Origin of the sequence: Pseudoxanthomonas winnipegensis (assembly GCF_004283755.1) — a bacterium.
Lineage (GTDB): Bacteria > Pseudomonadota > Gammaproteobacteria > Xanthomonadales > Xanthomonadaceae > Pseudoxanthomonas_A > Pseudoxanthomonas_A winnipegensis.
In genome coordinates, this window is the sequence record NZ_SHMH01000008.1 from 111,110 (window position 1) to 134,591 (window position 23,482).

The following is a 23,482-nucleotide window of genomic DNA, read 5'->3' on the forward strand; positions in this document are numbered from 1 at the left end:
GGGGAGGCGCCGGCGGCGATCCGGCCAACGCGTGCCGGCGGTCGGCGCAGGCGCTGGCGTGGAGCGTCAGGCCGCAGCGGCCGGGCCGGCGCGCATCCTGCCATGGGTGGCGGTGGGCGGCGGGGTTTTCAATGCGCCGGCGCGGCGTCGCGGCACTGCACGCGCCCGCGGGTGGCCTCGCGCAGGGCGTGTTCCAGCGCCTGGCGCCGCTCGGCCGGTAGCTGCACCTGCAGCACAGCGCCGTCGCTGTCGAAGCGCTCGGCGTCCTTCTGCGCGGCGAACGCCGCCAGCGCCGCGTGCACATGGCCCAGGTCGTCGAAGCCGCAGCCGATCTCCAGCCCGGCCATGGCCACCAGCGGCACGCGCGGCGCCTGCCGCAGCGCGCTGGCGGTGCTGCCGCCGTAAGCACGCACCAGCCCGCCCACGCCCAGCTTGATCCCACCGAACCAGCGCGTCACCACCACCGCGATCCGGTCGAAGCCGGCGCCGTCGATCGCCGCCAGGATGGGCCGGCCGGCGCTGCCGCCGGGTTCGCCATCGTCGCTGGAGCGGAACGCCGCGCCGACCCGCCAGGCCCAGCAGTTGTGGGTGGCGTCGGCGTCGCTGACCGCGGCGATGAAGGCCATGGCCGCCTCGGCCGAGTCCACCGGCCCGGCCTGGACCAGGAAACGGCTGTGCTTGACCAGCTGTTCGTGCCGCAGCGGCGCGGCCAGGGTGTCGCTCATGGCAGCAGCGCGCGCAGATCCTCGGGGATCGGCTGCTCGGGATGGGCCTGGACGAAGGCGGCCAGGCTGGCGCGGGCCAGCGCGCCTTCGCCCTCGAAGCGATGCAGGCGGATGCGCTGCAGCCATTGCGCGGGCGGCAGGGCGCAGTCCTCGGCCAGGGCGCGTTCCAGCGCCGCCTGCGTCTGATCGCCGGGCATGTCGATGGTGCGCGGCGCCGGAATGTCCCCGGCGCCCGGTGCCCGGGTTGCGCCCAGGGCTTCGCCTGCCGGCGAAGCGGCGCGCTTGGCCTGGGACCTGCGGTCTTCCTGTACGGCGGCGGTTTCGGTCGGGCGCTGGACCTTGCGCGACAGCGCCTGCGTGGCGGCGGGCGGCGGGGGTGGGGGCGGCGGTGCCACGGCATTCGGCGCAGGCGCCGGCGGTGCTGGTGGGGCGGGCGGCGTGTAGAGATCGGCGGCAGGTGCCGGCGCTGGCGGCTGTGCAGTTGCAGAGGCCGGCGGGGGTGCGGACGCGGCCGAGTACGCCTCTGTCTGGGTGCCATCCGCCGACGGCGCAGGTGCGGCCTGCCCAGCCGCATCCGGGGGCTCGGCGTTCGCCTGCTCGGCCGGCGCCACGAACGGCGCCTCTGGCGGGGGCGGCACGGCGGCGGGCAGCGGCGGCGGGGCTGCTTCGCGCGTGGCACGGCGCCGGGCGGCGTCTGGTTCGGATTGGGCCGGAGTTTGGGCCGATGCCGGAGCAGATGCGGGAGCCGGCGTGGGATCAAGGGCCTGGACCCGATCCGCAGCCGCCGCGGGCTCGGGCGGCGACGTGGGCGGCGAGACGAGGCGCGAGGGCGCGGCCGGTGCCTCTTCGTAGACGACCTGCGTGGTGCGCTGCGGACGCAGCTGCCAAGCCAGGGTCACGGCCAGCAGCAGCGAGGCGGCCACGCCCAGGCCAAGCGACCAGCGCCGGCGCGGGCGGCGCGCACGCGCCGCGCCGGTGGCGACCGCGGGTGCCGGCGAGAGGGACGGGCCCGCGTCGTGCGTGGGCGCGGGTTCTTCCGCGGCGGCGCGGGCCGCGGCCAGGATGCGCGCGTCCAGCGTCGGGCCGGGCTCGGCGCGCGCATTGCCGGCGGCCAGGCGCTCGGCCAGGGCGCGCTCTTCCGGCGTCAGCGGCTCGCGGCTCATCGGCCCAGCCCCGCGCGCAGCTTGTCCATGGCATAGCGCAGGCGCGACTTGACCGTCTCGCGGCCCACGCCGGTGATCTGGCCGATCTCCTCCAGGGTCAGTTCCTGTTCCAGTCGCAACAGCAGCACCTCGCGTTGTTCGTCCGGCAGCGCGTCCAGCGCGCGCTGCAGCTCCCGGCGCGATTCGAAGTCGCTGAGCTGGCGCTCCGGGGTCTGCGGGTCCTCGACCCGTTCGGTGCGCGCGTCGGCATCTTGCGGTGCCGGCGGACGATGCTTGAGCGCGCGCCAGTGATCGTTCAGCCGATTGTGGGCGATCCGGTACAGCCAGGTCGCGAAGCGCGCCTCCGGCTGCCAGCTGGCGCGCGCGCCGATCACCCGCTGCCACACGTCCTGGAACAGCTCGTCGGCGGTCGCGCCATCGCGCAGCTGGCGCAGCAGGAAGCGGTACAGCGGCCCGCGATGGCGCGCGTAGAGCAGCTCGAAGGCGCGCACGTCGCCGGCGGCGTAGGCCAGCATCAGGGCGTCGTCGGCGGGCTCGGCGGCATCGTTCACCGCCGTTAGCCTACGGGGTGAGGCCTGCGTCTCAAAGTCGGCGGGCCGCCACGGGCCGCGGCCACGCGCGCGGGGCGGGCGTCCGTATACTCGCGCGTTCGGTCGGGCCGCAGGCATGGAAGGAGCAACGTCCATGTGCCCGGTGCGGGGTCGCGCCACCGTCACACGGCCGGCTGGAAGCTGGCACGAAGTGTGCATCTGCTCTGTGTAATCGCAGTGACTGGGGGGGAATCGATGTCGGGCCAGACCGCCACTGCCGTGCAGCAGGCCGGGATCAGCGCCGTGGCGGCGGACGCCGTGGCGCAGGTCCTGTGCGGCCTGCTGCCCGACGGCTCGCAGGTCGTGGCCTGCTGGCGGGACTGGGCGATCGGCGCCGGTGGCGCGGCCAGCGAAGGCGCCGGTCCGGCGCTGCGCCGGCGCGCCGAGCAGGCGCTGTGGGACAACCCCCAGCACGTGGTCCGCAACGAGGACGAGCTGCTGCTGGCCTGGTCCAACGTGGAAGGCAATGCGCGCATGTCCCTGGCCGCCAGCCTGGCCGCGCCGCTGACGCCGGCGCAGGTCACTGCGTGGAAGGCGGCCGCCCAGGCGCTGATCGGTGCCGTGCTCGAGGCCGAGCGCGCCGCCGCCCGCGTGGTCACCCTGGAGAAGTCCAAGCGCCTGCAGCAGGCGCTGTACGAGATCGCCGACCTGGCCAGCGCCGACCTGGAAATGAGCGAGATGCTGGCCCGCATCCACGCCGTGGTCGGCACGCTGATGTACGCGGAGAACTGCTACATCGTGCTCTACGACGAGGTGCGCCGCACGATGCGCTTCCTCTACTTCGCCGATCTGATCGACCCCTACGTGGCCGATCCGGAGCGCGAGTTCGGCGAGGAGGAGATGCGCAACAGCATGACCCTGGCCCTGCTGCACCACGGCAAGCCGATGCGCGGGCCGTCGGCGGCGGTGAGCCAGCGTCTGGGAGTGACGCTGGACGCCAGCCATGGCCCGGAAAGCGTGGACTGGCTGGGCGTGCCGATGCGGCGCGACGACCGCGTCTGCGGCGCGATCGTGGTGCAGAGCTACGACACCCCGGCCAGCTACACCGACGAGGACCGCGCGCTGCTGAGCTACGTGGCCCAGCACATCCTCACCGCGCTGGACCGGCGCCACGCGCACGAGGAACTGGAGGCGCGCATCGAGGCGCGCACCCGCGAGCTGCAGCTGACCAACCGCGAGCTGCAGGCCGAGATCCAGGAGCGCCGCCGCGCCGAGAAGCTGCAGACCGCGCTGTTCCGCATCACCGAGCTGGCCAATACCTCGGCCTCGCTGGAGGACTTCTACGCCGCCGTGCACGGCGTGGTGGACGAGCTGATCGTGGCGCGCAACTTCTACATCGCGCTGCTGGACGACGATGGCCAGACGCTGCATTTCCCGTATTCGGTCGATCAGCAGGATCCGGCGCGCCGGTCGCGGCGCGCGATCCGAGGCCTGACCGAGTACGTCATCCGCACCAGCCGGCCGCTGCTGGCCGAGGCCGAGGACGTGGCCGAACTGGTGGCCAGCGGGCAGGTGATCCAGCACGGCCCGCCGTCCTACAGCTGGCTGGGCGTGCCGCTGGACCAGGGCGGGGAGACCCGCGGCTGCGTGGTGGTGCAGAGCTACTCGAGCGAGGTGCACTACACCTTGCACGACCAGAACCTGCTGTCCTTCGTCGCCCACCATTTCGGCGCCGGCCTGGCCCGGCAGCGCGCGCGCGAGTCGCTGCGCGCCGCGCACCTGGAGCTGGAGGCGCGCGTGGAGGCGCGCACCTTCGAACTGGCCGAGGCCAACGCCAAGCTGATGGCGCAGATCGGCGAGCGCCTGCGCGCCGAGCAGCGCCTGACCTACCAGGCCACGCACGATGCGCTGACCGGGCTGCCCAACCGCGCCTTCCTGCTCGAGAGCCTGACCGCCGCCATCGCCCGCGCCCAGGCCAATCCGGGGCATCACTTCGCGGTGTTGTTCATGGACCTGGACCGCTTCAAGCTGGTCAACGACTCCATCGGTCATGCCGCCGGCGACGAACTGCTGATCGAGGTGGCGCGGCGCATCACCTCGCAGGTGCGCGAGGGCGACCTGGTCGCGCGCCTGGGCGGCGACGAGTTCGCGATGGTGATCGCCTGCCGGCGCGGCGCGTACGAGGCGGTGGAGTTCGCCTCGCGCCTGCTCGAAGCGCTCAACCGGCCGATGTGGGTGGCCGGGCGCGAGCTGTTCCCGGCGGCCAGCATCGGCATCGCCGCCTGGCATCCGCGCTACCAGCGCGGCGAGGATCTGCTGCGCGACGCCGACGCGGCGATGTATCGGGCCAAGGCCGAAGGGCGCGAGCGCAGCGCGGTGTTCGACGAGCACATGCGCGAGGCGGCGATGCAGAGCCTGGACCTGGAGGCCGACCTGCGCCGCGCGATCAACAGCCAGCACTTCAGTCCGCATTTCCAGCCGATCCTGCGCGTGTCCGACGGCGCGGTGGTCGGCCACGAGGCGCTGCTGCGCTGGCACCACGAACGCCGTGGCCTGCTGCTGCCGGGGCAGTTCCTGGCCCAGGGCGAGGACAGCGGCCTGATCGAACAGATCGACTGGCTGCTCTACGAACAGGTGGTCAGCCGCATCAGCGCCGGCGTGGACGGCTACGTCTCGGTCAACGTCTCGCCGCGGCACTTCCGCTCGCCCGACTTCGCCAGCCGGCTGCTGCGGCTGCTCGACCAGCACCATGCCGATCCGGCGCAGCTGCGCGTGGAGATCACCGAGATCGCGCTGCTGGACGATGCCCCGCGCGCGCTGCGCATGCTCGAACAGCTGCGTGCGCGCGGCGTGCTGGCGCAGCTGGACGATTTCGGTACCGGCTTCTCGGCGCTGTCGTATCTGCATCGCTTCCCGATCTCGGCGCTGAAGATCGACCGCAGCTTCATCGCCGGCCTGGGCGAGGAACATCGCGAGGAAAGCCTGGCCCTGGTGCGCGCCATCCTGGCCCTGGCCGGCACGCTGGGCATCGAGACCATCGCCGAGGGCGTGGAGACCACGCCGCAGCTGGCCGCCCTGCGCGAACTGGGCTGCAGTTACGCGCAGGGCTATCTGCTCGGCCGCCCCGGGCCGGTGCTGGGCGAACGCGCGCTCTAGCGCAACACCGCCGGCACCGGCGCCACCGCCATGCCTTTACCCTGGCCGGGTGCCACCAGCGCGCGGGCCTGGCCCGCGAGTTCGACGAACTCACGGCGCAGGCCGTCCGCATCCTCGCCGCTGGCCGCGCGCGCCGTGGCGATCACCTGGTCCCAGCCCCAGCCGTCGAAGCGCGTGCCGCCGCGCAGCAGGTCGGCATAGCCGGCCACCGCGCTGGCGAAGCGCAGCGAGGCGCCGGGCTGGGCCTGCGCGGAGGACGCCAGGATCGGCACCTCGATCAGGCGGCTGGTGTCCTCGCCGGGACGCTTGTAGCGCAGGCGCAGGTCGGCGACCTCGCGCGCATCGCCGGAAGGCTTCGACGAGGCGCCGTAGCGCAGCGCCGGCAGGCGCGCCGCGCCCGATCCGGCCGGGGTCAGCTCGTACAGCGCGGTTACCTCGTGGCCGGCGCCGATGTCGCCGGCATCGACCTTGTCGTTGGCGAAGTCCTCGCGCGCCAGGGCCCGGTTCTCGTAGCCGATCAGGCGGTACTCGGCCACCGCCGCCGGGTTGAACTCCACCTGGATCTTCACGTCGCGCGCGATGGTCAGCAGCGTGCCCTGCAGCTGCTGCACGAGCACCTTGCGCGCCTCGCGGTCCGAGTCGATGTAGGCGTGCTGACCGTCGCCGATATCGGTTAGGCGCTCGGCCAGTTCATCGTTGTAGTTGCCTTGGCCGAAACCCAGCGTGCTCAGCGCCACGCCCGCCTTGCGCGCATCGCCGACCAGGGTCTCCAGCGCGCGCTGGTCGACCGTGCCGACGTTGAAGTCGCCATCGGTGGCCAGCAGCACGCGGTTGCTGCCGCCGGGGATGAAGGCCTGGCGCGCCATCGCATAGGCCAGCGCGATGCCCGCGCCGCCGTTGGTGCTGCCGCCGGCCTCCAGCCGGTCCAGCGCGGCCAGGATTTTGGCGTGGGCGTCGCCCGGGGTCGGCGGTAGCACCAGTCCGGCCGAGCCGGCGTAGACCACGATCGAGACGCGATCCTGCGCGCGCAGCTGCGGCACCAGCAGCGCCAGCGACTGCTTGAGCAGCGGCAGCTTGTCCGGCGCGTCCATCGAGCCGGAGGTGTCGATCAGGAACACCAGGTTGGACGGCGGCAGCTCGCGCTTGGGCAGCGCGTAGCCCTTGATGCCGATCATCAGCACCTGGCGTTGCGCATTCCACGGCGCCGGAGCCAGTTGCGTGGTGACGCGGAACGGGACCTGCGGGCTCTCGGGTGCGGGATGGTGGTAGTCGAAGTAATTGATGAATTCCTCGGCGCGCACCGCGTCGGCCGGCGGGCGCTCGCCGGCGCGGACCATGCGCCGCACGTTGCTGTAGCTGCCGGTGTCCACGTCGATGGAGAAGGTCGAGACCGGCTGCTCGTCGGTGCGCCGCACCGGGTTGTCGTCCTGGTGGGCGTAGCGCTCGGTATCGACCGCGGGCGGTGGCGGCACGGCGGCGGGCAGGGGCGCCACGATGCCGGCGGCCGCCATGCGCATGGCGCGTTGCGGCATCGGAGGTGGCGGTGGCGGGGCCGGCGGTGCAGGCGGTGAGAGCAGGGGGGCGGACTGGTAGGAGTCCGCGGCAATAGCGGCCTGCTCGGCGGCCTCGGTTGCCACTGCGCGCTCCTGGGCGGCGGGCGACGGCGGCGTGGAGGAGCAGGCCGCCAGCGCGGCGGCGATCAGCAGGGACAGGCAGGTGCGGGGTGTGCGGCGCATGGCGGTGGCTTCCTGGGTTGGACGACAGGCAGGCAAACGCGCCAGCCGACGTAGCGGGGTTGCGGCGTTGCACGGTCCGGGTCGGTTCAACCGCGACAAAACGGACCTGGTCCGGGCCTTCACGCCACGACAACATTTCGCTAGGCTGCGGCACCTTTTTTGCCGTCTGGAATCGCGATGCGCCTCCGACCCTGGGTCCGCTGGACGCTGCTGGCCCTGCTGTTGAGCGTCTGCGCCTGCGTGGCGCTGGCCTCGCATCTGCGCCGGGATCATCTGGGCAAGCCGTTCGGCGTGGCGCTGACCTTCGAACCGGCCGGCAAGGCGCGCGGCGTGGTGGTGGTGATGGCCGAGCGTGCCCGACGGCGCAGCGAGGCGGCGCAGCTGGCGCAGTCGCTGGCCGACCGCGGCCTGCTGGTGGCGCTGGTGCCGGCCGGCCAGGCGCTGGCGCACGTCGATCCACATCATTGCGAGCTGGTCGCCAACAGCGTGGAGCGCGTGGGCCGGCGCCTGATGCGCCAAGGCGGGGTGGATGCCTACTTCGCGCCGATGCTGGTCGGCGCCGACGCGGCGGGCGGCGCGCTGGCGCGCTTGGCGGTGGCCAATGCGCTGCCGCAGACCGTGGTCGGCGCGGTCCTGAACGGACCCGCCGCGGCCGCGCCTCCGGGCTGTGCGCTGGCGCCGTCCTCGGCCGAGCAGGGCTTCGTGCTGGAGCAGGCCGGCCCGCAGGCGGTGGCCGATACAGTGGTGGCGCACCTGCCGCGGCCGGAGCCGGCGTTCCGCGGCCTGCCGCTGACCGAGCTGCCGGCCGCCGGCAGCCATCGTCTGGCGATCTTCATTTCCGGCGACGGCGGCTGGCGCAGCCTGGACAAGGGCGTGAGCAGCGGCCTGCGCGCGCAGGGCGTGTCGGTGGTGGGCTGGGACAGCCTGCGCTACTTCTGGTCGCGGCGCACGCCCGAGGAGACCGCCGCCGACCTGGCCGCAGTGATCGACGAATACCGCCAGCGCTGGCATGCCGACGAGGTCGAACTGATCGGCTACTCGTTCGGCGCCGACGCCATGCCCTTCCTCTACAACCGCCTGCCACCGGCCACGCGCGCCAGCGTACGCTCGATCTCGCTGCTGGGACTGGGCCATGACGCCTCGTTCCGCGTCTCGGTCGGCGGCTGGCTGGGGACCCCGTCCTCGGACGACGCGCCGGTGGAGCCGGAGCTGGCCAAGCTGCCGCCCGGCATGCTGCTGTGCGTCTACGGCGAGGAAGAGAAGGACACGCTGTGCCCGGCGCTGGCCGCGCGCGGCATCCGCGTGGCCAAGACCGGTGGCGGCCACCATTTCGACCACAACATCCCGGCCATGGTCGAGCGCCTGCGCGCCAACTTCGAGCGCAACGCGCCCGCCGGCGCACGGGTGGCCCAGTAGGGGTTCGAGCGGCGCGCTCTTCCCGCGCCGGGCCCCTCGCGGCCCCGCTGACGAAATCCCCGCAAGTCCGCGCCGGCCCGATTGGCCTTCGGCCGCGGCCCGTTGCGTTGTTGGGGAATGAACGTGCCGTGGGGTCGTGCAGGGGAAGGGATGTGAAACGTGTTGGCTGGATCGCCGCGGCCGTGGTGGGCGTGCTGGTGTTGGGGGGATGGGGCGGCTACCGCCTGCTGCAGCTCAAGCGGGTCGGGGGGCCGTTCGGCCTGGTCCAGGTGCAGCGGCCGGCCTCGGCGCCGCGCGCGCTGGTCCTGCTGCTGGGCGAAGGCCGCGACACCCCGCGCCTGGCGGCCGATGCGCAGGCGCTGACCGCCGCCGGGGCCGTGGTCGGCGTGGTCGATGTGAGCCGTTACCTGGCGCGGGCGGGCCAGGACTGCGCCCAGTACGCGGTGGATCTGAACTGGCTCGGCGAGCGCGTGCTGCGCGGCGCCGGTGTGGACGACTACATCGCGCCGCTGCTGGTGGGCGTGGGCCAGGGCGCGCAGATGGCGCGGGCGGCGCTGGTCCACAGCCGCAGCCCGGACGTCAGCGCCGGGGTGGTCGAGCGCGTGGCCGGCGCGGCACCGGTCGCCTGCCAGGCAGCCGCGGCGCCGGGCCTGGGCGAAGTCGTCGAGGCCGCGCCCGATGCCGTGGTCGCCACCAGCGTCGCGCGTTTTGCCCCGCCGGCGGCACCGTTCCGCGGCCTGCCGCTGGTGGAGATGCCGCATGCGGACGCGCAGCGGCTGGTGATCCTGATGACCGGCGACGGTGGCTGGCAGCCCATCGACCAGCAGATCGCCACCGCGCTGCACGACCAGGGCGCGGCCGTGATCGGCTGGAGCAGCCTGCGCTATTTCTGGAAGGCCAAGACGCCCGAGCGGACCGCGGCCGACCTGTCGGCGGTGATCGCCGAGTACCAGCGCCGCTGGCATGTGTCGCAGGTCGACCTGGTGGGCTATTCGTTCGGCGCCGACGTGCTGCCGTTCCTGTACGGGCGGCTGCCGGCCGCCCAGCAGGGGCAGGTGCGGCGCGTGGCGCTGCTGGGGCTGGCGACCAATGCCAACTTCACCGTGCGCATCGGCGGCTGGCTGGGCTGGAGCGCGGGCAGCGCCTATCCGATCAAGCCGCAGCTGGCCAGGATCCCCGCGCAGAAGATCCTGTGCGTCTACGGCCAGGATGAGGACGAGGACGCCACGCTGTGTCCGTCGCTGCGCGGCACCGGCGTCGAGGTGCGCATGGCGCCGGGCGGCCATCACTTCGAGACCGGCCAGGTCGCCGGCTGGATCACCGGTCCGGCGCCCGGCGTGGCGGTCGCCGGGCTTACTTCGGCGGCAGCACCCGCACGCTGAGAGCGCCGTCGGCCAGTCGCGCCTCCAACCGATCGCCCACCGCCACCTGCGTAGTCGAGCGCACCAGCGTGCCGTCCTCGCGGCTGACCAGCGCGTAGCCGCGGGCCACGGTCGCCAGCGGGCTGATGGCCTCCAGCGAGCGGGCCAGTCCGGTCAGGCGCAGGGCCTCGCGCTGCAGCTGGCGGCCGATGGCCGCCTGCGGGCGCGCCTGCAGGGCGGCCAGACGCTCGGCCAGCGCGGCCAGGCGCCGCTGCGGTGAATGCGCGCGCAGCACGCCTTCGGCATGGCGCAGCCGCGCGCGGCGCCGCTCCAGCTGGCGCTGCCACTGCGCCTGCAGGTGGCGCAGCGCATCGGCATGGCGGCGGCGCATCAGCGCCAGCCGCGCCTGCGGGCCTTGCGCCTGCAGGCGCAGCCAGGCGCGGTCCACGCGCTGCTGGACGCGGTCCATGTGGTGGGCGTGCAAGGTGTGCAGGCGCCGGCCCAGGCCGCGCAGGCGGGTGCCCAGGTCGGCGATCGACGGCACCAGCAGCTCGGCCGCGGCCGAGGGCGTGGGCGCGCGCAGATCGGCGGCGAAATCGCACAGGGTGAAGTCGGTCTCGTGGCCGACCGCCGACACCACCGGCACGGCGCAGGCGGCCACCGCGCGCACCAGCGCCTCGTCGTTGAACGCCCACAGGTCCTCGATCGAGCCGCCGCCGCGCGTGACCAGCACCGCGTCGTAGCGGCCGCTGGCCCCGGCCGACTGCACCAGCGCGGCGACCTGCGCCGCGGCCGTGGCGCCCTGCACCTGGGTCGGCAGCACGTCCACCTCCAGCAGCGGGAAGCGCCGCCCCAGCACGCTGATCACATCGCGCACCGCCGCGCCGCTGGGCGAGGTGACCACCGCCAGGCGGCGCGGGAAGGCCGGCAGCGGGCGCTTGCGCGCGGGGTCGAACAGGCCCTCGGCCGCCAGCCGCGCCTTGAGCTGCTCGAAGGCGCGCCGCAGCGCGCCTTCGCCGGCCTCTTCCATGTGGTCCAGCACCAGCTGGTACTCGCCGCGCGCCTCGTACAGCGTCACCCGCCCGCGCGCCAGCACGCGCAGGCCCTCGCGCGGGACGAACTTCAGCCAGCTGCTCTTGGGCTTGAACATCGCGCAGCGCACCTGGGCGCGCGCATCCTTGAGGGTGAAGTACAGATGTCCCGACGCCGGCCGGGTGACGTTGCCCAGCTCGGCCTCCACCCAGATCGCCGGGAAGCTACCTTCCAGCAGGTCGCGGGCCAGGGTGTTGAGCTGGGACGGGGTGAGGACGTCGCGGTCGGGCAGGTCGTTCATCAGCGCGCCAGTGTAGCGGTGTGCATGTGGTTGGGTCGGAGCAACTGTCTCTCAGGTCAAGCCGCGGCATCCTTGTAGAGCGGAGCTTGCTCCGCTGCGTTTCGACCGGATCATCGGAAGGGCTCAGCGGAGCAAGCTCCGCTCTACAGAGGCATGAGAGGCATGCCCGTCTAGCCCTATCCCCGGTAAAGCCCCGTCGCCGCCGTGGCGGCTCCCACACCTGGCACGGGCTAAAATGCGCGCCATGAACGCCATTCCCACACCGCTGCCCGTATCCGAACCCATGCCCATCGCCGCCGGCAGCCAGCCGCGGCGCGTCACCCATGGCGTGCACGTGGGCAAGGTGCAGCTGGGCGGCGGCGCGCCGGTGGTGGTGCAGTCGATGACCAACACCGACACCGCCGACGTGGCCGCCAGCGTCAAGCAGGTGGCCGAGCTGTGGCGGGCCGGCTCGGAACTGGTGCGCCTGACCGTGAACACGCCCGAGGCCGCCGCCGCCATCCCGCGCATCGTCGACAAGCTGGCGATGATGGGCATCGAGGTGCCGCTGATCGGCGACTTCCACTACAACGGCCACCAGCTGCTGGCAGGCGAGCCGGCCTGCGCCGAAGCCCTGGCCAAGTACCGCATCAACCCCGGCAACGTCGGCTTCGGCAAGAAGAAGGACACCCAGTTCGCCCAACTGATCGAGTTCGCCATCCGCTACGGCAAGCCGGTGCGCATCGGCGCCAACTGGGGCTCGCTGGACCAGTCGCTGGCCGCCGCGCTGATGGACCAAAACGCCCAGCGCGCCCAGCCCTGGGACGCGACCGCGGTGCTGCGCGAGGCGCTGATCCGCTCGGCGCTCGACTCGGCCCATCGCGCGGTGGAGCTGGGCCTGCCGGCCGACCGCATCGTGCTCTCGGCCAAGGTCTCCGGCGTGCAGGAGCTGATCGCGGTCTATCGCGATCTGGCGCGCCGCAGTGAGTTCGCCCTGCACCTGGGCCTGACCGAGGCCGGCATCGGCTCCAAGGGCATCGTGGCGTCCTCGGCGGCGCTGGCGGTGCTGCTGCAGGAAGGCATCGGCGACACCATCCGCATCTCGCTCACCCCCGAGCCCGGCACCTCGCGCACCCACGAAGTCATCGTCGCCCAGGAGCTGCTGCAGACCACCGGCCTGCGCGCGTTCACGCCGATGGTCACCGCCTGCCCGGGCTGCGGGCGCACCACCTCGGAGTTCTTCCAGGAGCTGGCCAAGGTCGTGCAGGAGCACGTGCGCGGCAAGATGCCCGAATGGAAGATCACCCGCCCCGGCGCCGAGCACATGACCCTGGCGGTGATGGGCTGCGTGGTCAACGGCCCGGGCGAGTCGCGCCACGCCAACATCGGCATCTCGCTGCCGGGCACGGGCGAGGCGCCGTCGGCGCCGGTGTTCATCGACGGTGAGAAGGCGGTGACCCTGCGCGGGGAGAACATCGCGCACGAGTTCGTCGCCCTGATTGACGAGTACGTCGACCGCCATTACGCGCGCAGTGCGGGCTGAGCATCCCGGAGGCGGCGCGGGCGTCGTCGGCCGCATCCTGCGGCGCATCGGCTGGCGCATGGGCCTGCTGTTCGCGGCGATCCTGCTGCCGCTGTGGGGCTTCGCCGAGCTGGGCGAGGAGGTGCACCAAGCCGAAAGCTTCGTCTTCGACGATCCGATCCTGCTGCGCGCCAAGGCGCTGTCCGGGCCCTGGCTGGACCAGGCCTTCCTGGGCATCAGCTGGGCCGGCTACCAGGGCGTGATCCTGGTCGATGCGCTGCTGGTGGCCGGCCTGCTGCTGGCGCGACGCTGGCGCGAGGCGACCTTCGTCGGCGCGACCGTGGTCGGCTCGGCCCTGCTGAACATGGGCACCAAGCAGCTGTTCGGGCGCGCACGGCCGAGCCTGTGGGAGTCGATCTCGCCCGAGGACACCTTCAGCTTCCCCAGCGGCCATGCGATGGGCTCGATGACGCTGATGGCGGTGCTGGTGCTGCTGGCCTGGGGCACGCGCGGGCGCTGGCCGGCGCTGGTGCTGTGCGCGCTGTTCGCGCTGGCCGTCGGCGCCTCGCGTGTCTACCTCGGCGTGCATTACCCCTCGGACATCCTCGGCGGCTGGGCCGCGGCGATCGCCTGGACGGTGGGCGTGTACGCGGCCATCTTCCGCGGCGCGCGGCGGCCGTGGAAGACCCCGCAGGTCGAGCCGCCGGTGCGCTGATCAGTCCAGTGCGCGCAGCGCCGCGGCGCGGGCGTGCAGGGTGGTGGTGTCGAACAGCGGCACGGTGGCATCGTCCTGGCCGACCAGCAGCGAGATCTCGGTGCAGCCCAGGATGATGCCCTGGGCACCGGCCTCGACCAGGCGCGCCATCACCTGGCGATAGGTCGAACGCGAGGTCTCGTCGATCACGCCCTGGCACAGCTCGTCGTAGATGATCCGATGCACGTCGTCGCGATCCGGCGCCGGGGGCACGAGCACTTCCAGCCCGCGCGCTTCCAGCCGCTTGCGGTAGAAGTCCTGCTCCATGGTGAAGCGCGTGCCGAGCAGGCCGACGCGGTCGATGCCGGCGTCGAGCAGGGCCTGGGCGGTGGCATCGGCGATATGCAGCAGCGGCAGCGGCGTGGCATGAGTGATCGCGTCGGCGACCTTGTGCATGGTGTTGGTGCACAGCACGATGAAGTCCGCGCCGCCGGCGTGCAGGCGGCGCGCGGCGTCGGCCATGGCCGCGCCGGCCGCGTCCCAGTCGCCGGCGTGCTGCAGTACCTCGATCTCGTGGAAGTCCACGCTGTACAGCAGCACCTTGGCCGAGTGCAGGCCGCCGCGCGCCTCGCGCACGGTCTGGTTGATGAGGCGGTAGTAGGGCAGGGTGGATTCCCAGCTCATGCCGCCGATCAGGCCGATGGTCTTCATCCGTGCGTTGCGCTCGTTGTCCGGTGGAAGGTCACTTTGCGCGGCCGGGGGCGGTGCGACAAGTCGCCGTCATGCGGGGCTGGGCCTCACCAGCTGGAGCTGGCGCCGCCGCCGCCGGAGCTGCCACCGCCGGAGGAGGAACCGCCGCTCGAAGAAGACGCACTCTGGCTGGCGTAGTAGGCGGTGGTGTAGGCGTACGCGCCAGATTCTGTCCGCGCGACGTGGCCCTTGCGGATCAGGCTTTCCCGTTCGCTGGCCACGTGGCGGAGAAACTCACGGAAACGGGCTTCGCTGCGGTAGCGCCGGCCCGCGTGGTAGAGGGTGAGCATGAAGAACAGCAGTTCCAGCGCGATGATGATCGCGAAGGCGGGCGCGAACGTCGCCGACAGAATGAGGACGAAACACCCCGGGTTGAGGGTCATGAATCCCTTGATGAACAGACCGAGGTAGCGTCTGGGAGGGGCTTGGGCGCGGGCGACTTCTTCATCCTCCCCGATCAGCTCCGGGTGTCGCGCCATCAGCCGGGCGCGCCGCCGGCTGGCCAGCCAGCGGACGAGCGGCTGGAACAGCCACACCAGGGCCGCGAATCCGGCCCAGGCCGCCAGACCACGGTTCCACTTGCCGCGCTTCTCCGCCTGCGCCTGCGCCAGCAGCTCCAAGGTGGCCGGATCCTTCGCCGCCACGCGGGCCATGAAATCGAAGGCGTCGATGATCGCGCCCGCGATATCGCCCTGTCGCATCTTCGGAGCCAGGGCATCGTCCAGCGCGCGCTTGGCGACGAGGTCCGGCAGGGTGCCTTCCAGACCATAGCCGACCTCGAAGCGTGAGCGCCGCTCCTGGATCGCCAGCACCAGCAACAGGCCGTTGTCCGCGCCGCGCTTTCCCAGCCGCCATTGTTCAAAGGCGGTGGCCGCCACCTGCTCGATGCTTTCGCCCTCCAGCGACGGCGCCAGATACACCGCGCCCCAGATCTGCTGGCCGTTGCGGATCTCCGCCAGGGCGTGGTTGATACGCTGCGTGTCGTCCTCGCTGAGCAGGCCGGCCGGGTCGACCACATTGGGCGTGTACGCAGGAATCTGGAGCGCGCGTACCGCTAGGGGCACCAGCAGCAGGACCAGGATCAAGGTGCACAGCAGGCGGTGCGGTTTCATCTTGGTCCTCGGGCGCATGACGAACGTAGAACGGGCGTGCCGCAGGCAGGGCGATCATCGCAGGATCGCGGCCGAACCAGAACCAGCGTGCTGGCCGCCGCGATCGTCCCGCGCGCTGGCCGCGACGGCAAGCGTCCGCGTGGTGGTCCATCTGGCCGATCCGGTCATCACCTCGGGCGCCTCGCGGGAGGTCCTGTATCTAAACGCTGGCGGCGAGGCTCATTCGCCCGGCTTGGCGCCTTCCACCGGGGCGGTGGTCGCCGCGCGCCGGGCCAGGGTCGCCTCGCGCTGGGCGATGTAGGCCGTGGAGGCCAGGATGATGCCGGCGCCGACCGCCGTCCACACATCCAGGCGTTCGCCGAACAGCCAGCCGCCCAGCACGATCACCAGCGGCAGCTGCATGAAGCTGATCGGCTGCAGCGCCGAGACCTCGCCCAGCTTCAGCGCGCGCGTCCACAGCAGCTGGCCGCCGGTACCGAACACACCGCAGCCCACCAGCCACAGCCAGGTGATGCCCTGCGGCCAGCGCCAGTGCGCCAGCGCCAGCAGCAGCGACAACGGCACCCAGAACACGTAGGTGTAGAACACCACCGTGTCGGGCGGATCGATGCGCGAGAGCTGCTTGATCTGGATCGCCACCACCGCGCTGGTCACCGCCGCGGCCACCGCCACCAGCAGCCCGGGCGAAAACTGCGAAGAGCCCGGGCGCAGGATCACCAGCACGCCGATGAAGCCTGCCGCGACCGCCAGCCAGCGCCGCACGTGGACGCGCTCGCCCAGCCAGAACACCGCCGCGATGGTCGCGAACAGCGGCGTGGAATACGACAGCGAGATCGCCTGCGACAGCGGCAGATGGGCGATCGCCCAGAAGCCGCACAGCATCGAGCACAGCCCGATCAGGGTGCGCACCAGATAGTGCGGCAGATGCGCGGTGCGCGGCGCCGGTCGGCCCGGGCGCAGGACCATCGGCAGCAGCACGGCCAGGCCGATGGCGTTGCGGAAGAAGGCGATCTCGGTGGTGCCCAGCGACTGCGAGGCCAGGCGGATGCTGATGGCCATCAGGCCGAAGGACAGCGTGCTGGCCAGCATCAGCAGCGCCGCGCGCAGCGGCGCGACCGGCGCCGGGGCGATCACCACGCGGCGCCGACGATGCGCGGCTCGGGTTCGATGGCCACGCCGAAGCGCGCCTGCACCGAGGCGGCGATGCGCCGGGCCAGCGCCAGCAGCTGCGCGCCGCTGGCGCCGCCGTGATTGACCAGCACCAGCGCGTGGTCCGGCGAGACGCCGGCATCGCCGTCGCGCTGGCCTTTCCAGCCGGCCCGTTCGATCAGCCAGGCCGCCGAGAGCTTGCGCGTGTCCTGGGCATCGCCGGGGAACACCGGCAGGCCGGGGAAGTCGGCCGCCAGCCGCTCGGCCAGCGTCGCCGGCACGATCGGGTTCTTGAAGAAGCTGCCCGCGTTGCCCAGCACCGCCGGGTCGGGCAGCTTGCGGCTGCGCACGCGGATCACCGCCTGCGCCACCTCGGCCGGGCCGGGTTCGGCCACGCCCATGGCGTCCAGCTCGGCGCGCAGCCCGGCGTAGTCCAGGCGCAGATCAGGCACGCGCGACAGGGCGAAGGTCACCGCGGTGATGATCCAGCGCCCGGACTGGCGCTTGAACACGCTGTCGCGGTAGCCGAAGGCGCACTCGGCCCGCGACAGCCGGCACCAGTCGGCGGCGCGGGTATCCCAGGCCTCGACGCTGTCGATGTGTTCGCCGACCTCCACGCCGTAGGCGCCGATGTTCTGGATCGCGCAGGCGCCGACGGTGCCGGGGATCAGGGCCAGGTTCTCCAGGCCGAACGCGCCCTGCGAGAGCGTCCACAGCACCAGCGCGTGCCAGACCACGCCGGCCTCGGCGCGCACCCGCACGCCGGCCTCGTCGTCTTCGAGCAGGTCGATGCGCCGCGCGTCGAAGCCCAGCGCCACGCCGTCCAGATCGCCCGCCAGCAGCAGGTTGCTGCCGGCGCCGATGGGCAGCAGCGGCTGGCCCTGGATCGCCGGCAGGGCCAGCGCCTCGGGCAGCGCGGCCAGGTCGGCCACCTGCAGCAGATAGCGCGCCTGCGCGGCGACGCCGAAGGTGTTGCGGGAGCGGAGCGGGGCGTGCTCGGTCAGCAGCCAGCGCGATGCGCTCATGCCGGGGCGACCGGGCCGCGGCTGGGCTGCTCGCGGCGGCGGCGGATGGCTTCCACGCATTCGTGGACCAGCGAGGGCCCGCGATAGACCAGGCCCGAATACAGCTGCACCAGCGAGGCGCCGGCCGACATCTTGGCCACCGCATCGGCGCCGGAGGTGACGCCGCCCACGCCGATCAGCGGGATCTGCTGCGGCAGCCGCGTGCGCATGCGCCGCAGCACCAGCGTGGACTGGCCCATCAGCGGGGCGCCGGACAGCCCGCCGGCCTGGCCGGCATGCGGGTGGGCGAGCACGGCGCTGCGATCGACGGTGGTGTTGGTGGCGATCACACCGTCCACCGACAGGTCGGCCAGCACGCGGCACACCGCATCGATGTCGTCGTCGGACAGGTCGGGCGCGACCTTGACCAGCATCGGCACGCGCTTGCCGTGCTGGGCGCCCAGCCGCTCCTGCGCCTCGCGCAGCGTGCCGATGAGCTGGCGCAGGGACTGCTCCTCCTGCAGCTCGCGTAGCCCCGCGGTGTTGGGCGAGGAGATGTTGATGGTGATGTAGTCGGCCAGCGGGTAGACGCGCTCCAGGCAGAACAGGTAGTCCTGCGCCGCGTCCTCGTTGGGCGTGTCCTTGTTCTTGCCGATGTTGATGCCCAGCAGGCCGCCCTTGCGGCGCGCGCGCTGCACATTGCGCACCAGCGCATCGACGCCCTCGTTGTTGAAGCCCAGCCGGTTGATCACCGCCCGGTGCTGCGGCAGCCGGAACATGCGCGGCTGCGGATTGCCGGCCTGCGGGCGCGGGGTGACCGTGCCGACCTCGACGAAGCCGAAGCCCAGCGCCAGCAGCGCATCGATATGCGCGCCGTTCTTGTCCAGGCCCGCGGCCAGCCCGACCGGATTGGGGAAGTCCAGCCCCAGCACGCGCGTGGGCATCGGCCCCGGCTGGCGTGTGGCCAGGCCGAGCGTGCCGCTGCGATAGGCCAGCTCCAGCGCCCGCAGGCCGGCGCCGTGCGCCTGCTCGGCGTCCAGGGCGAACAGGAACGGGCGCGCCAGGGAATACATCGGAATCATGCGGTCCTTCAGTTGGCGTACGCAGCCAGCGCCGCGATGCCGCCGAAGAACAGGAACAGCGCCGCGATGCCCAGCACCAGCAGCACCAGGTGCAGCCAGCCCAGCACCAGCCCGGCCACGGCCATGCCGTCGCCGTCCAGCGCGCCCTGGCTGCGGCGGATCTCGGCGCGGGCCATGTGCCCGGTGATGACCGCCACGAGCGCGCCGACGGTGGGCAGCAGGCTCCAGCCCAGGATGCCGAACACCAGCGAGACCACGGCCAGGCTGCTGGTGGGACGTGCGATGGCGTTCATGCGGCGGTTCCTTCAGGAAGTGAGCGCAAGGGTACCGGCAAAGGCCCGCGTGTCGTAGTCGAACGACACCGTTCCGTCCACCGCGGTGGCGTCGAACAGCGCGCGCAGCGCGGCCATCATCGGCGCATGGCGCGGATGACCGGCCTGCGGGGCATAGGACGAGGACAGCAGGCGCCCGCGCAGCGCGTCGAAGTCCAGCCGCTGCCCATGGTCGAAGCGCACCGTGCCCTTGAGCCCGCCGCCGAACCAGGCCGTCATCGCCGCATCGTCGCTGTAGCGCTCGGCCACGCTGGTGTAGTCCAGACCGTAGTCCAGCAGCAGCTGCTCATAGCCTTCCAGGAAGGGCGTACCCGTCAGCCGGCGCGAATTCCAGAACACCACCGCCAGCCCGCCGGGCCGCAGGATGCGCGCCCACTCACGCCTGACCGCCTGCTGGTCGAACCAGTGGAACGCCTGCGCCGCGGTCACCAGCCCGACACTTGCATCGGCCAGCGTGGTTGCCTCGGCCGTGCCGTCCACCGCGGCGAAGCGCGCATCGCCGCCAAGCCACTCCACCGCCGCCGCGCGCATGGCGGCATTGGGCTCCACCGCCGTGACCGGATGGCCACCGTCGAGGAACAGCCTGGAGGAAATGCCCGTGCCGGCGCCGATGTCGGCCACCGGCGCGTCGCGCGCCACGCCCATCGGCCCATGCAGCCAGTCGATCAGCGCCGGCGGGTAATCGGGCCGATAGCGCACATAGTCGGCCACGCGCGAGGTGAAACGTTGGGTTGAATCCAGCGACATGCCCATCTCCCGGTAACCCGCCCGGGAAACGTCCGGACTGCGATCGGTCCGCAGATTTTAGGCCTTTCGCCGGCGCGCGGGGCTGGGAGGATTCGCCTCGCTCGCCAGACTCGACCCGGGAGGATTCAGGTTCTGGGACACCGCCCGCCGGACCGTTGCCCCTCCGAGGCCAAAAGACGCTCAGACGCCGCAATCTCCAGCCGAGATATGCCAACAGCGAAAACGAACGGACACCAGCACGTCGTCTACGCGCTGGCCACTCGGCTCCAGACTCACCAGAACACGGCGTACAAACCGATCAGAATCACCACCACCAGCAGCGCGGCCAGATTGAAGCCCTTGCTGGTGGTGTAGTCGATGTCGTCCAGTTCCACGTTGTAGCGGCTCTGGCCACCGCGCTGCACCAGCGAGATCACCACGGCCAGCGCGACGCAGGCCAGGAACACGAGGCCAACCCGGTCCATGAAGGCCACCGAAGGCAGCCACAGCTTCAGCGCCAGCGACAGCACCGCCGAGGCCACCGCGGCCACCAGCGCCGCCGTGGCCGTGGTGCGCTTCCAGAACATGCCCAGCAGGAAGATCACGCAGATGCCCGGCGTGAAGAACCCCGTGAATTCCTGGATGTACTGGAACGCCTGATCGAAGCTGCCCAGCAGCGGACGCGCCGAGAAGATGGCCAGCACCAGTGCCAGCGCCGCGGCGATGCGACCCACCCGCACCAGCTGCTTCTCCGACGCCCCGCGCCGCAGCGGCCGATAGACGTCCATGGTGAAGATGGTCGCGATGGAATTGATCTTGGAGCCCAGCGACGCGATCACCGCTGCCATCAGCGCCGCGAACACCACGCCCAGGATGCCGTTGGGCAGCAGACTCATCAGATGCGGATAGGCCGCGTCGGGGCGCTCCAGGCCCGGCGCCAGCAGCACCGCCGCGATGCCCGGCACCACGATGATCAGCGGCATCATCAGCTTCAGGAACGCCGCCAGCACGATGCCCTTCTGCGCCTCGCCCAGGCTCTTGGCGGCCAGCGCGCGCTGGATGATGTACTGGTTGAAGCCCCAGTAGGACACGTTCATCACCCACATGCCGCCGAGCAGCACCGACAGCCCCGGCAGATCCTTGTAGTGCGGATTGGAGCGGTCCAGGATCATGTGGAACTTCTCCGGCGCACGCTGCAGCAGCACCTGGAAACCGGCGACCACGCCCGCCCCATCGGCCACCTTGTCCAGTGCGATCCAGGTGATGAGCAGCCCGCCCAGCACCAGCAGCGAGACCTGCACGAAGTCCGTCAGCGCCACCGCCTTCAGCCCGCCATACAGCGCATACGCGCCGGCGAACAGGCCCAGCGCGACCAGCGCCACGTCCACGTCCACCCCGGCCACGGTATGCACCGCCGTGGCGCCCAGCCACAGGATCGAAGTCAGGTTGACGAACACGTACACGCCCAGCCAGAACAGCGCCATCACCGTGCGCACCGTCGGGCTGTACCGCTTCTCCAGGAACTCGGGCATCGTATAGATGCCGTTCTTCAGGAAGATCGGCAGGAAGAACTTGCCGACGATGATCAGCGTCAGCGCCGCCATCCACTCGTAGGAGGCGATGCCCAGGCCGATCACATAGCCCGAGCCGGACATGCCGATGATCTGCTCGGCCGAGATGTTGGCCGCGATCAGCGAGGTGCCGATGGCCCACCACGGCAGCGCGCGGCTGGCCAGGAAATAGTCCTGCGCACTGCGCTGCCCGCCGCGCTTCTCGCGCGAGACCCACTGGGCCAGGGCGAAGATGAAGATCGCATAGAGGACGACGATGCAGGTGTCGAGAGGGGACAGGCTCATGGTGTACGGGTTCCAGGCAGGACCGCTTGGCCGCGCCACCGGTGGTGGGAAGCGGACGCTGCGGCACAGGGGCGGCGGACGTTCATCGAGTCAGGTGGAACAACCCGCAGGCGGCAAGATCCTCGCCGTGCAGGTGGCTGTCGATTCCCAGTAAGTCGAAGGCCTGTCGGTAGCGCGCACCGAGCGTTGGCCCACCGATCAGGTGCACCGGCGCCCGCAGCGGCAGCTGCGCGCGGACCTCATGGCCGATCAGCAGCCCGGACAGGTAGGCGGGCGCCTGCGCCGGCCCGAGCCGGTCGAACAGGCCGAGCGTGCGCACGCCGAACAGGTGATGCAGCAGCCCGCCCGGCTCGCCGCTGCGCCGCACGCCGGCGGCGAAGGCGTCCGCGTCGAAGGCCTCCGGCTCGGACGTCGGCGGCATGCTGCGCGCGAGCATGCTGTGCTGCCGGTACAGCGCATAGGACTCGCCGGTCATGGCCGTGTGCACGCTGGCGATCGCGCCGGCTTGCAGCGACACCCACTTGCTGTGGGTGCCGGGCAGACAGACCTGCGCCGCATCAGGGCATTGGCTGAGCAGGCCGACGATCTGCGTCTCCTCGCCGCGCATGACGTCGGGCAGGGCCTGGCTGCCGCCGCGCACGCCGGGCACGATCCGCGCGCGCCGACCCTGCAGCGCGGTGCCCTGCGTCGGGACCTCCTGCAGCGCCTGCGCCAGCGCCCCCGGCGTGGCCGGACAGGGCAGGTAGGGCGCGTCGGACCAGCCGCCGCGCGCGCCGACCATCCCGCACAGCAGCAGCTCGGTATCGTCCCAGCCCTGCAGCGCATCGGCCAGCAGTGCCGGCGTCGCCGCGCCATGGCCGAGCGCGCCTAGATCCGCGCGCCGCGTGTCCACGGCCGCGCCGTTCGCATCGAGCCGCCAGGCGCGCAGGCTGCTGCTGCCCCAGTCGATCGCGATCATGCGCGCACCCGGCCTTCGGGCAGGCCGACGACGCCGGGTTCGCAGGCGAACAACCCGCCGGCGTGCGGCGTGCGCTCCAGCTCCTCGGTGGTGTGGTCCAGACGCGAGCTGATCGCGAACAGGCGCCCCAGCCCAGGTCCGCCGAAGGCCGGGCAGGTGGGATGCTTGACCGGCATCGGCACGATCCGTTCGATCCGGCCATCGGGCGCATAGCGCACCACGCGCCCGGCGCGCCACTGCGCATTCCACAGATGGCCCTCGGCATCGATCACCGAGCCATCCGGCTCGGCGCCCTGCACATCGACCTGCGCGAACACGCGCGGATTGGCCGTCCAGGCGCGGTCCGGATCGTAGTCGCAGCACAGGATGCGCGGCCGCAGCGAGTCGCAGTAGTACAGCGTGCGGCCGTCGCGGCTGAAGCAGATCGAGTTGGGAATCGACACCCCGCCCAGCGGCAGCCGGCGCAAACCATGGGCGAAGGAGAACTGGTAGAAGGCGCCGCGTTCTGCCTTGTCGGGACGCTCATCCATGGTGCCGAACACGAAATGGCCGCGGCGGTCGGCGCGGCCATCGTTGCTGCGGGTAAGCGGCTGATCGGCCTCGACCGCGCACACCGTCTGCAACGGCAGCGCGCCGGCGGGCGCGTCCGGGTCGGCCAGTGCGATCGACTTGGCCAGCACCACCAGCAGCCGGCCGTCTTCCATCAGCCCCAGGCAGGCCGGACGATCGGGCAACGACCAGACGCGGGTGAGGGCGTCGGCGGGGTCGTGGCGCCACAGGCGCTGCCCGCTGATGTCCACCCAGAACACGGCCTGCCGGCGCTCGCACCACAGCACGCCTTCGCCGTGGGTGCAGCGGCTGTCCACCGCCAGGGCGACGCTGGGCGCGGCGCTCACTG

General features: G+C 72.0%; 20 protein-coding genes. 5 read left to right on the top strand and 15 right to left on the bottom strand.

Translation table 11 applies throughout. The features are described from left to right. Positions 1-128 precede the first annotated feature (128 nt). Genes EAT51_RS15870 through EAT51_RS15880 form a run of 3 tightly spaced genes read right to left on the bottom strand, consistent with a single transcriptional unit; the run spans position 129 to position 2,439 of the window. Entirely contained in the window at positions 129-725 is a 597-nt protein-coding gene (locus tag EAT51_RS15870; RefSeq protein ID WP_130520144.1) for an IMPACT family protein, read from the bottom strand. After that, positions 722-1,888: a hypothetical protein gene (locus EAT51_RS15875; protein ID WP_130520146.1), complete on the bottom strand. Its 1,167-nt coding sequence runs from the start codon at positions 1,886-1,888 to the stop codon at positions 722-724. The genes EAT51_RS15870 and EAT51_RS15875 overlap by 4 nt, the downstream gene beginning before the upstream one ends. Further along, positions 1,885-2,439, bottom strand: a complete 555-nt coding sequence (locus tag EAT51_RS15880) for an RNA polymerase sigma factor (protein ID WP_130520148.1) — start codon at positions 2,437-2,439, stop codon at positions 1,885-1,887. Before EAT51_RS15880 ends, EAT51_RS15875 begins: the two co-directional genes overlap by 4 nt. 234 nt (positions 2,440-2,673) lie before the next feature. Here EAT51_RS15880 and EAT51_RS15885 point away from each other — a divergent pair, with 234 nt between their 5' ends. Beyond that, entirely contained in the window at positions 2,674-5,574 is a 2,901-nt protein-coding gene (locus tag EAT51_RS15885) for an EAL domain-containing protein (protein WP_130520149.1), read from the top strand. Here the strand turns inward: EAT51_RS15885 and EAT51_RS15890 are convergent. After that, the gene (locus tag EAT51_RS15890) at positions 5,571-7,310 is read right to left on the bottom strand and encodes a vWA domain-containing protein (RefSeq protein WP_130561812.1); all 1,740 of its coding nucleotides are present in this window, start codon (positions 7,308-7,310) and stop codon (positions 5,571-5,573) included. The two genes, EAT51_RS15885 and EAT51_RS15890, sit on opposite strands and share 4 nt — an antisense overlap. Before the next feature lie 177 nt (positions 7,311-7,487). Here EAT51_RS15890 and EAT51_RS15895 point away from each other — a divergent pair, with 177 nt between their 5' ends. Together EAT51_RS15895 and EAT51_RS15900 are read left to right on the top strand one after the other, a co-directional pair. Then, complete coding sequence (locus EAT51_RS15895) at positions 7,488-8,726, top strand: virulence factor family protein (protein ID WP_130561813.1); 1,239 nt, start codon at positions 7,488-7,490, stop codon at positions 8,724-8,726. A gap of 152 nt (positions 8,727-8,878) precedes the next feature. Then, positions 8,879-10,108, top strand: coding sequence for an AcvB/VirJ family lysyl-phosphatidylglycerol hydrolase (locus tag EAT51_RS15900; protein ID WP_130561814.1), 1,230 nt, complete (start codon positions 8,879-8,881; stop codon positions 10,106-10,108). Here the strand turns inward: EAT51_RS15900 and xseA are convergent. Next, on the bottom strand, positions 10,080-11,420 hold the full coding sequence (gene xseA, locus EAT51_RS15905; protein ID WP_130520157.1) for an exodeoxyribonuclease VII large subunit: 1,341 nt from the start codon (positions 11,418-11,420) through the stop codon (positions 10,080-10,082). The two genes, EAT51_RS15900 and xseA, sit on opposite strands and share 29 nt — an antisense overlap. 244 nt (positions 11,421-11,664) lie before the next feature. Between xseA and ispG the strand changes: the two genes are divergently transcribed. Next, on the top strand, positions 11,665-12,942 hold the full coding sequence (gene ispG, locus EAT51_RS15910) for a flavodoxin-dependent (E)-4-hydroxy-3-methylbut-2-enyl-diphosphate synthase (protein ID WP_425478153.1): 1,278 nt from the start codon (positions 11,665-11,667) through the stop codon (positions 12,940-12,942). After that, positions 12,920-13,636 carry a phosphatase PAP2 family protein gene (locus tag EAT51_RS15915; RefSeq protein ID WP_425478177.1) on the top strand — a complete coding sequence of 239 codons (717 nt, stop codon included), beginning with the start codon at positions 12,920-12,922 and terminating at the stop codon, positions 13,634-13,636. Before ispG ends, EAT51_RS15915 begins: the two co-directional genes overlap by 23 nt. Here EAT51_RS15915 and EAT51_RS15920 read toward each other — a convergent pair whose 3' ends face one another. From EAT51_RS15920 to EAT51_RS15965, 10 genes are all read right to left on the bottom strand, one after another. Beyond that, positions 13,637-14,326 carry an aspartate/glutamate racemase family protein gene (locus EAT51_RS15920; protein ID WP_130520161.1) on the bottom strand — a complete coding sequence of 230 codons (690 nt, stop codon included), beginning with the start codon at positions 14,324-14,326 and terminating at the stop codon, positions 13,637-13,639. Between the two features lie 86 nt (positions 14,327-14,412). After that, positions 14,413-15,477, bottom strand: coding sequence for a TPM domain-containing protein (locus tag EAT51_RS15925; protein WP_165421865.1), 1,065 nt, complete (start codon positions 15,475-15,477; stop codon positions 14,413-14,415). 219 nt (positions 15,478-15,696) lie between these two features. After that, entirely contained in the window at positions 15,697-16,608 is a 912-nt protein-coding gene (locus EAT51_RS15930) for a DMT family transporter (protein ID WP_265937038.1), read from the bottom strand. Next, entirely contained in the window at positions 16,608-17,651 is a 1,044-nt protein-coding gene (murB, locus tag EAT51_RS15935) for a UDP-N-acetylmuramate dehydrogenase (protein ID WP_130520164.1), read from the bottom strand. Before murB ends, EAT51_RS15930 begins: the two co-directional genes overlap by 1 nt. Next, entirely contained in the window at positions 17,648-18,703 is a 1,056-nt protein-coding gene (locus tag EAT51_RS15940; RefSeq protein WP_130520220.1) for a quinone-dependent dihydroorotate dehydrogenase, read from the bottom strand. Before EAT51_RS15940 ends, murB begins: the two co-directional genes overlap by 4 nt. A 17-nt stretch (positions 18,704-18,720) precedes the next feature. Continuing rightward, positions 18,721-19,005: a DUF4190 domain-containing protein gene (locus EAT51_RS15945; RefSeq protein WP_130520166.1), complete on the bottom strand. Its 285-nt coding sequence runs from the start codon at positions 19,003-19,005 to the stop codon at positions 18,721-18,723. A 12-nt stretch (positions 19,006-19,017) separates the two neighbouring features. Further along, the gene (locus tag EAT51_RS15950; protein ID WP_130520168.1) at positions 19,018-19,791 is read right to left on the bottom strand and encodes a class I SAM-dependent methyltransferase; all 774 of its coding nucleotides are present in this window, start codon (positions 19,789-19,791) and stop codon (positions 19,018-19,020) included. A 272-nt stretch (positions 19,792-20,063) separates the two neighbouring features. After that, entirely contained in the window at positions 20,064-21,626 is a 1,563-nt protein-coding gene (locus EAT51_RS15955) for a sodium/sugar symporter (RefSeq protein ID WP_130520170.1), read from the bottom strand. An 82-nt stretch (positions 21,627-21,708) separates the two neighbouring features. Further along, entirely contained in the window at positions 21,709-22,584 is an 876-nt protein-coding gene (locus EAT51_RS15960; protein WP_130520172.1) for a 2-dehydro-3-deoxygalactonokinase, read from the bottom strand. Next, positions 22,581-23,480 carry an SMP-30/gluconolactonase/LRE family protein gene (locus tag EAT51_RS15965; RefSeq protein ID WP_235872449.1) on the bottom strand — a complete coding sequence of 300 codons (900 nt, stop codon included), beginning with the start codon at positions 23,478-23,480 and terminating at the stop codon, positions 22,581-22,583. The genes EAT51_RS15960 and EAT51_RS15965 overlap by 4 nt, the downstream gene beginning before the upstream one ends. Between the last annotated feature and the right edge of the window lie 2 nt (positions 23,481-23,482).

Excerpts from the sequence above, each read along its gene's own strand:
- EAT51_RS15870 (WP_130520144.1), bottom strand. The coding sequence starts at position 725 with ATGAGCGACACCCTGGCCGCGCCGCTGCGGCACGAACAGCTGGTCAAG.
- EAT51_RS15875 (WP_130520146.1), bottom strand. The coding sequence starts at position 1,888 with ATGAGCCGCGAGCCGCTGACGCCGGAAGAGCGCGCCCTGGCCGAGCGC.
- EAT51_RS15885 (WP_130520149.1), top strand. The coding sequence starts at position 2,674 with ATGTCGGGCCAGACCGCCACTGCCGTGCAGCAGGCCGGGATCAGCGCC.
- EAT51_RS15890 (WP_130561812.1), bottom strand. The coding sequence starts at position 7,310 with ATGCGCCGCACACCCCGCACCTGCCTGTCCCTGCTGATCGCCGCCGCG.
- EAT51_RS15895 (WP_130561813.1), top strand. The coding sequence starts at position 7,488 with ATGCGCCTCCGACCCTGGGTCCGCTGGACGCTGCTGGCCCTGCTGTTG.
- xseA (WP_130520157.1), bottom strand. The coding sequence starts at position 11,420 with ATGAACGACCTGCCCGACCGCGACGTCCTCACCCCGTCCCAGCTCAAC.
- ispG (WP_425478153.1), top strand. The coding sequence starts at position 11,665 with ATGAACGCCATTCCCACACCGCTGCCCGTATCCGAACCCATGCCCATC.
- EAT51_RS15920 (WP_130520161.1), bottom strand. The coding sequence starts at position 14,326 with ATGAAGACCATCGGCCTGATCGGCGGCATGAGCTGGGAATCCACCCTG.
- EAT51_RS15925 (WP_165421865.1), bottom strand. The coding sequence starts at position 15,477 with ATGAAACCGCACCGCCTGCTGTGCACCTTGATCCTGGTCCTGCTGCTG.
- murB (WP_130520164.1), bottom strand. The coding sequence starts at position 17,651 with ATGAGCGCATCGCGCTGGCTGCTGACCGAGCACGCCCCGCTCCGCTCC.
- EAT51_RS15940 (WP_130520220.1), bottom strand. The coding sequence starts at position 18,703 with ATGTATTCCCTGGCGCGCCCGTTCCTGTTCGCCCTGGACGCCGAGCAG.
- EAT51_RS15945 (WP_130520166.1), bottom strand. The coding sequence starts at position 19,005 with ATGAACGCCATCGCACGTCCCACCAGCAGCCTGGCCGTGGTCTCGCTG.
- EAT51_RS15950 (WP_130520168.1), bottom strand. The coding sequence starts at position 19,791 with ATGTCGCTGGATTCAACCCAACGTTTCACCTCGCGCGTGGCCGACTAT.
- EAT51_RS15955 (WP_130520170.1), bottom strand. The coding sequence starts at position 21,626 with ATGAGCCTGTCCCCTCTCGACACCTGCATCGTCGTCCTCTATGCGATC.
- EAT51_RS15960 (WP_130520172.1), bottom strand. The coding sequence starts at position 22,584 with ATGATCGCGATCGACTGGGGCAGCAGCAGCCTGCGCGCCTGGCGGCTC.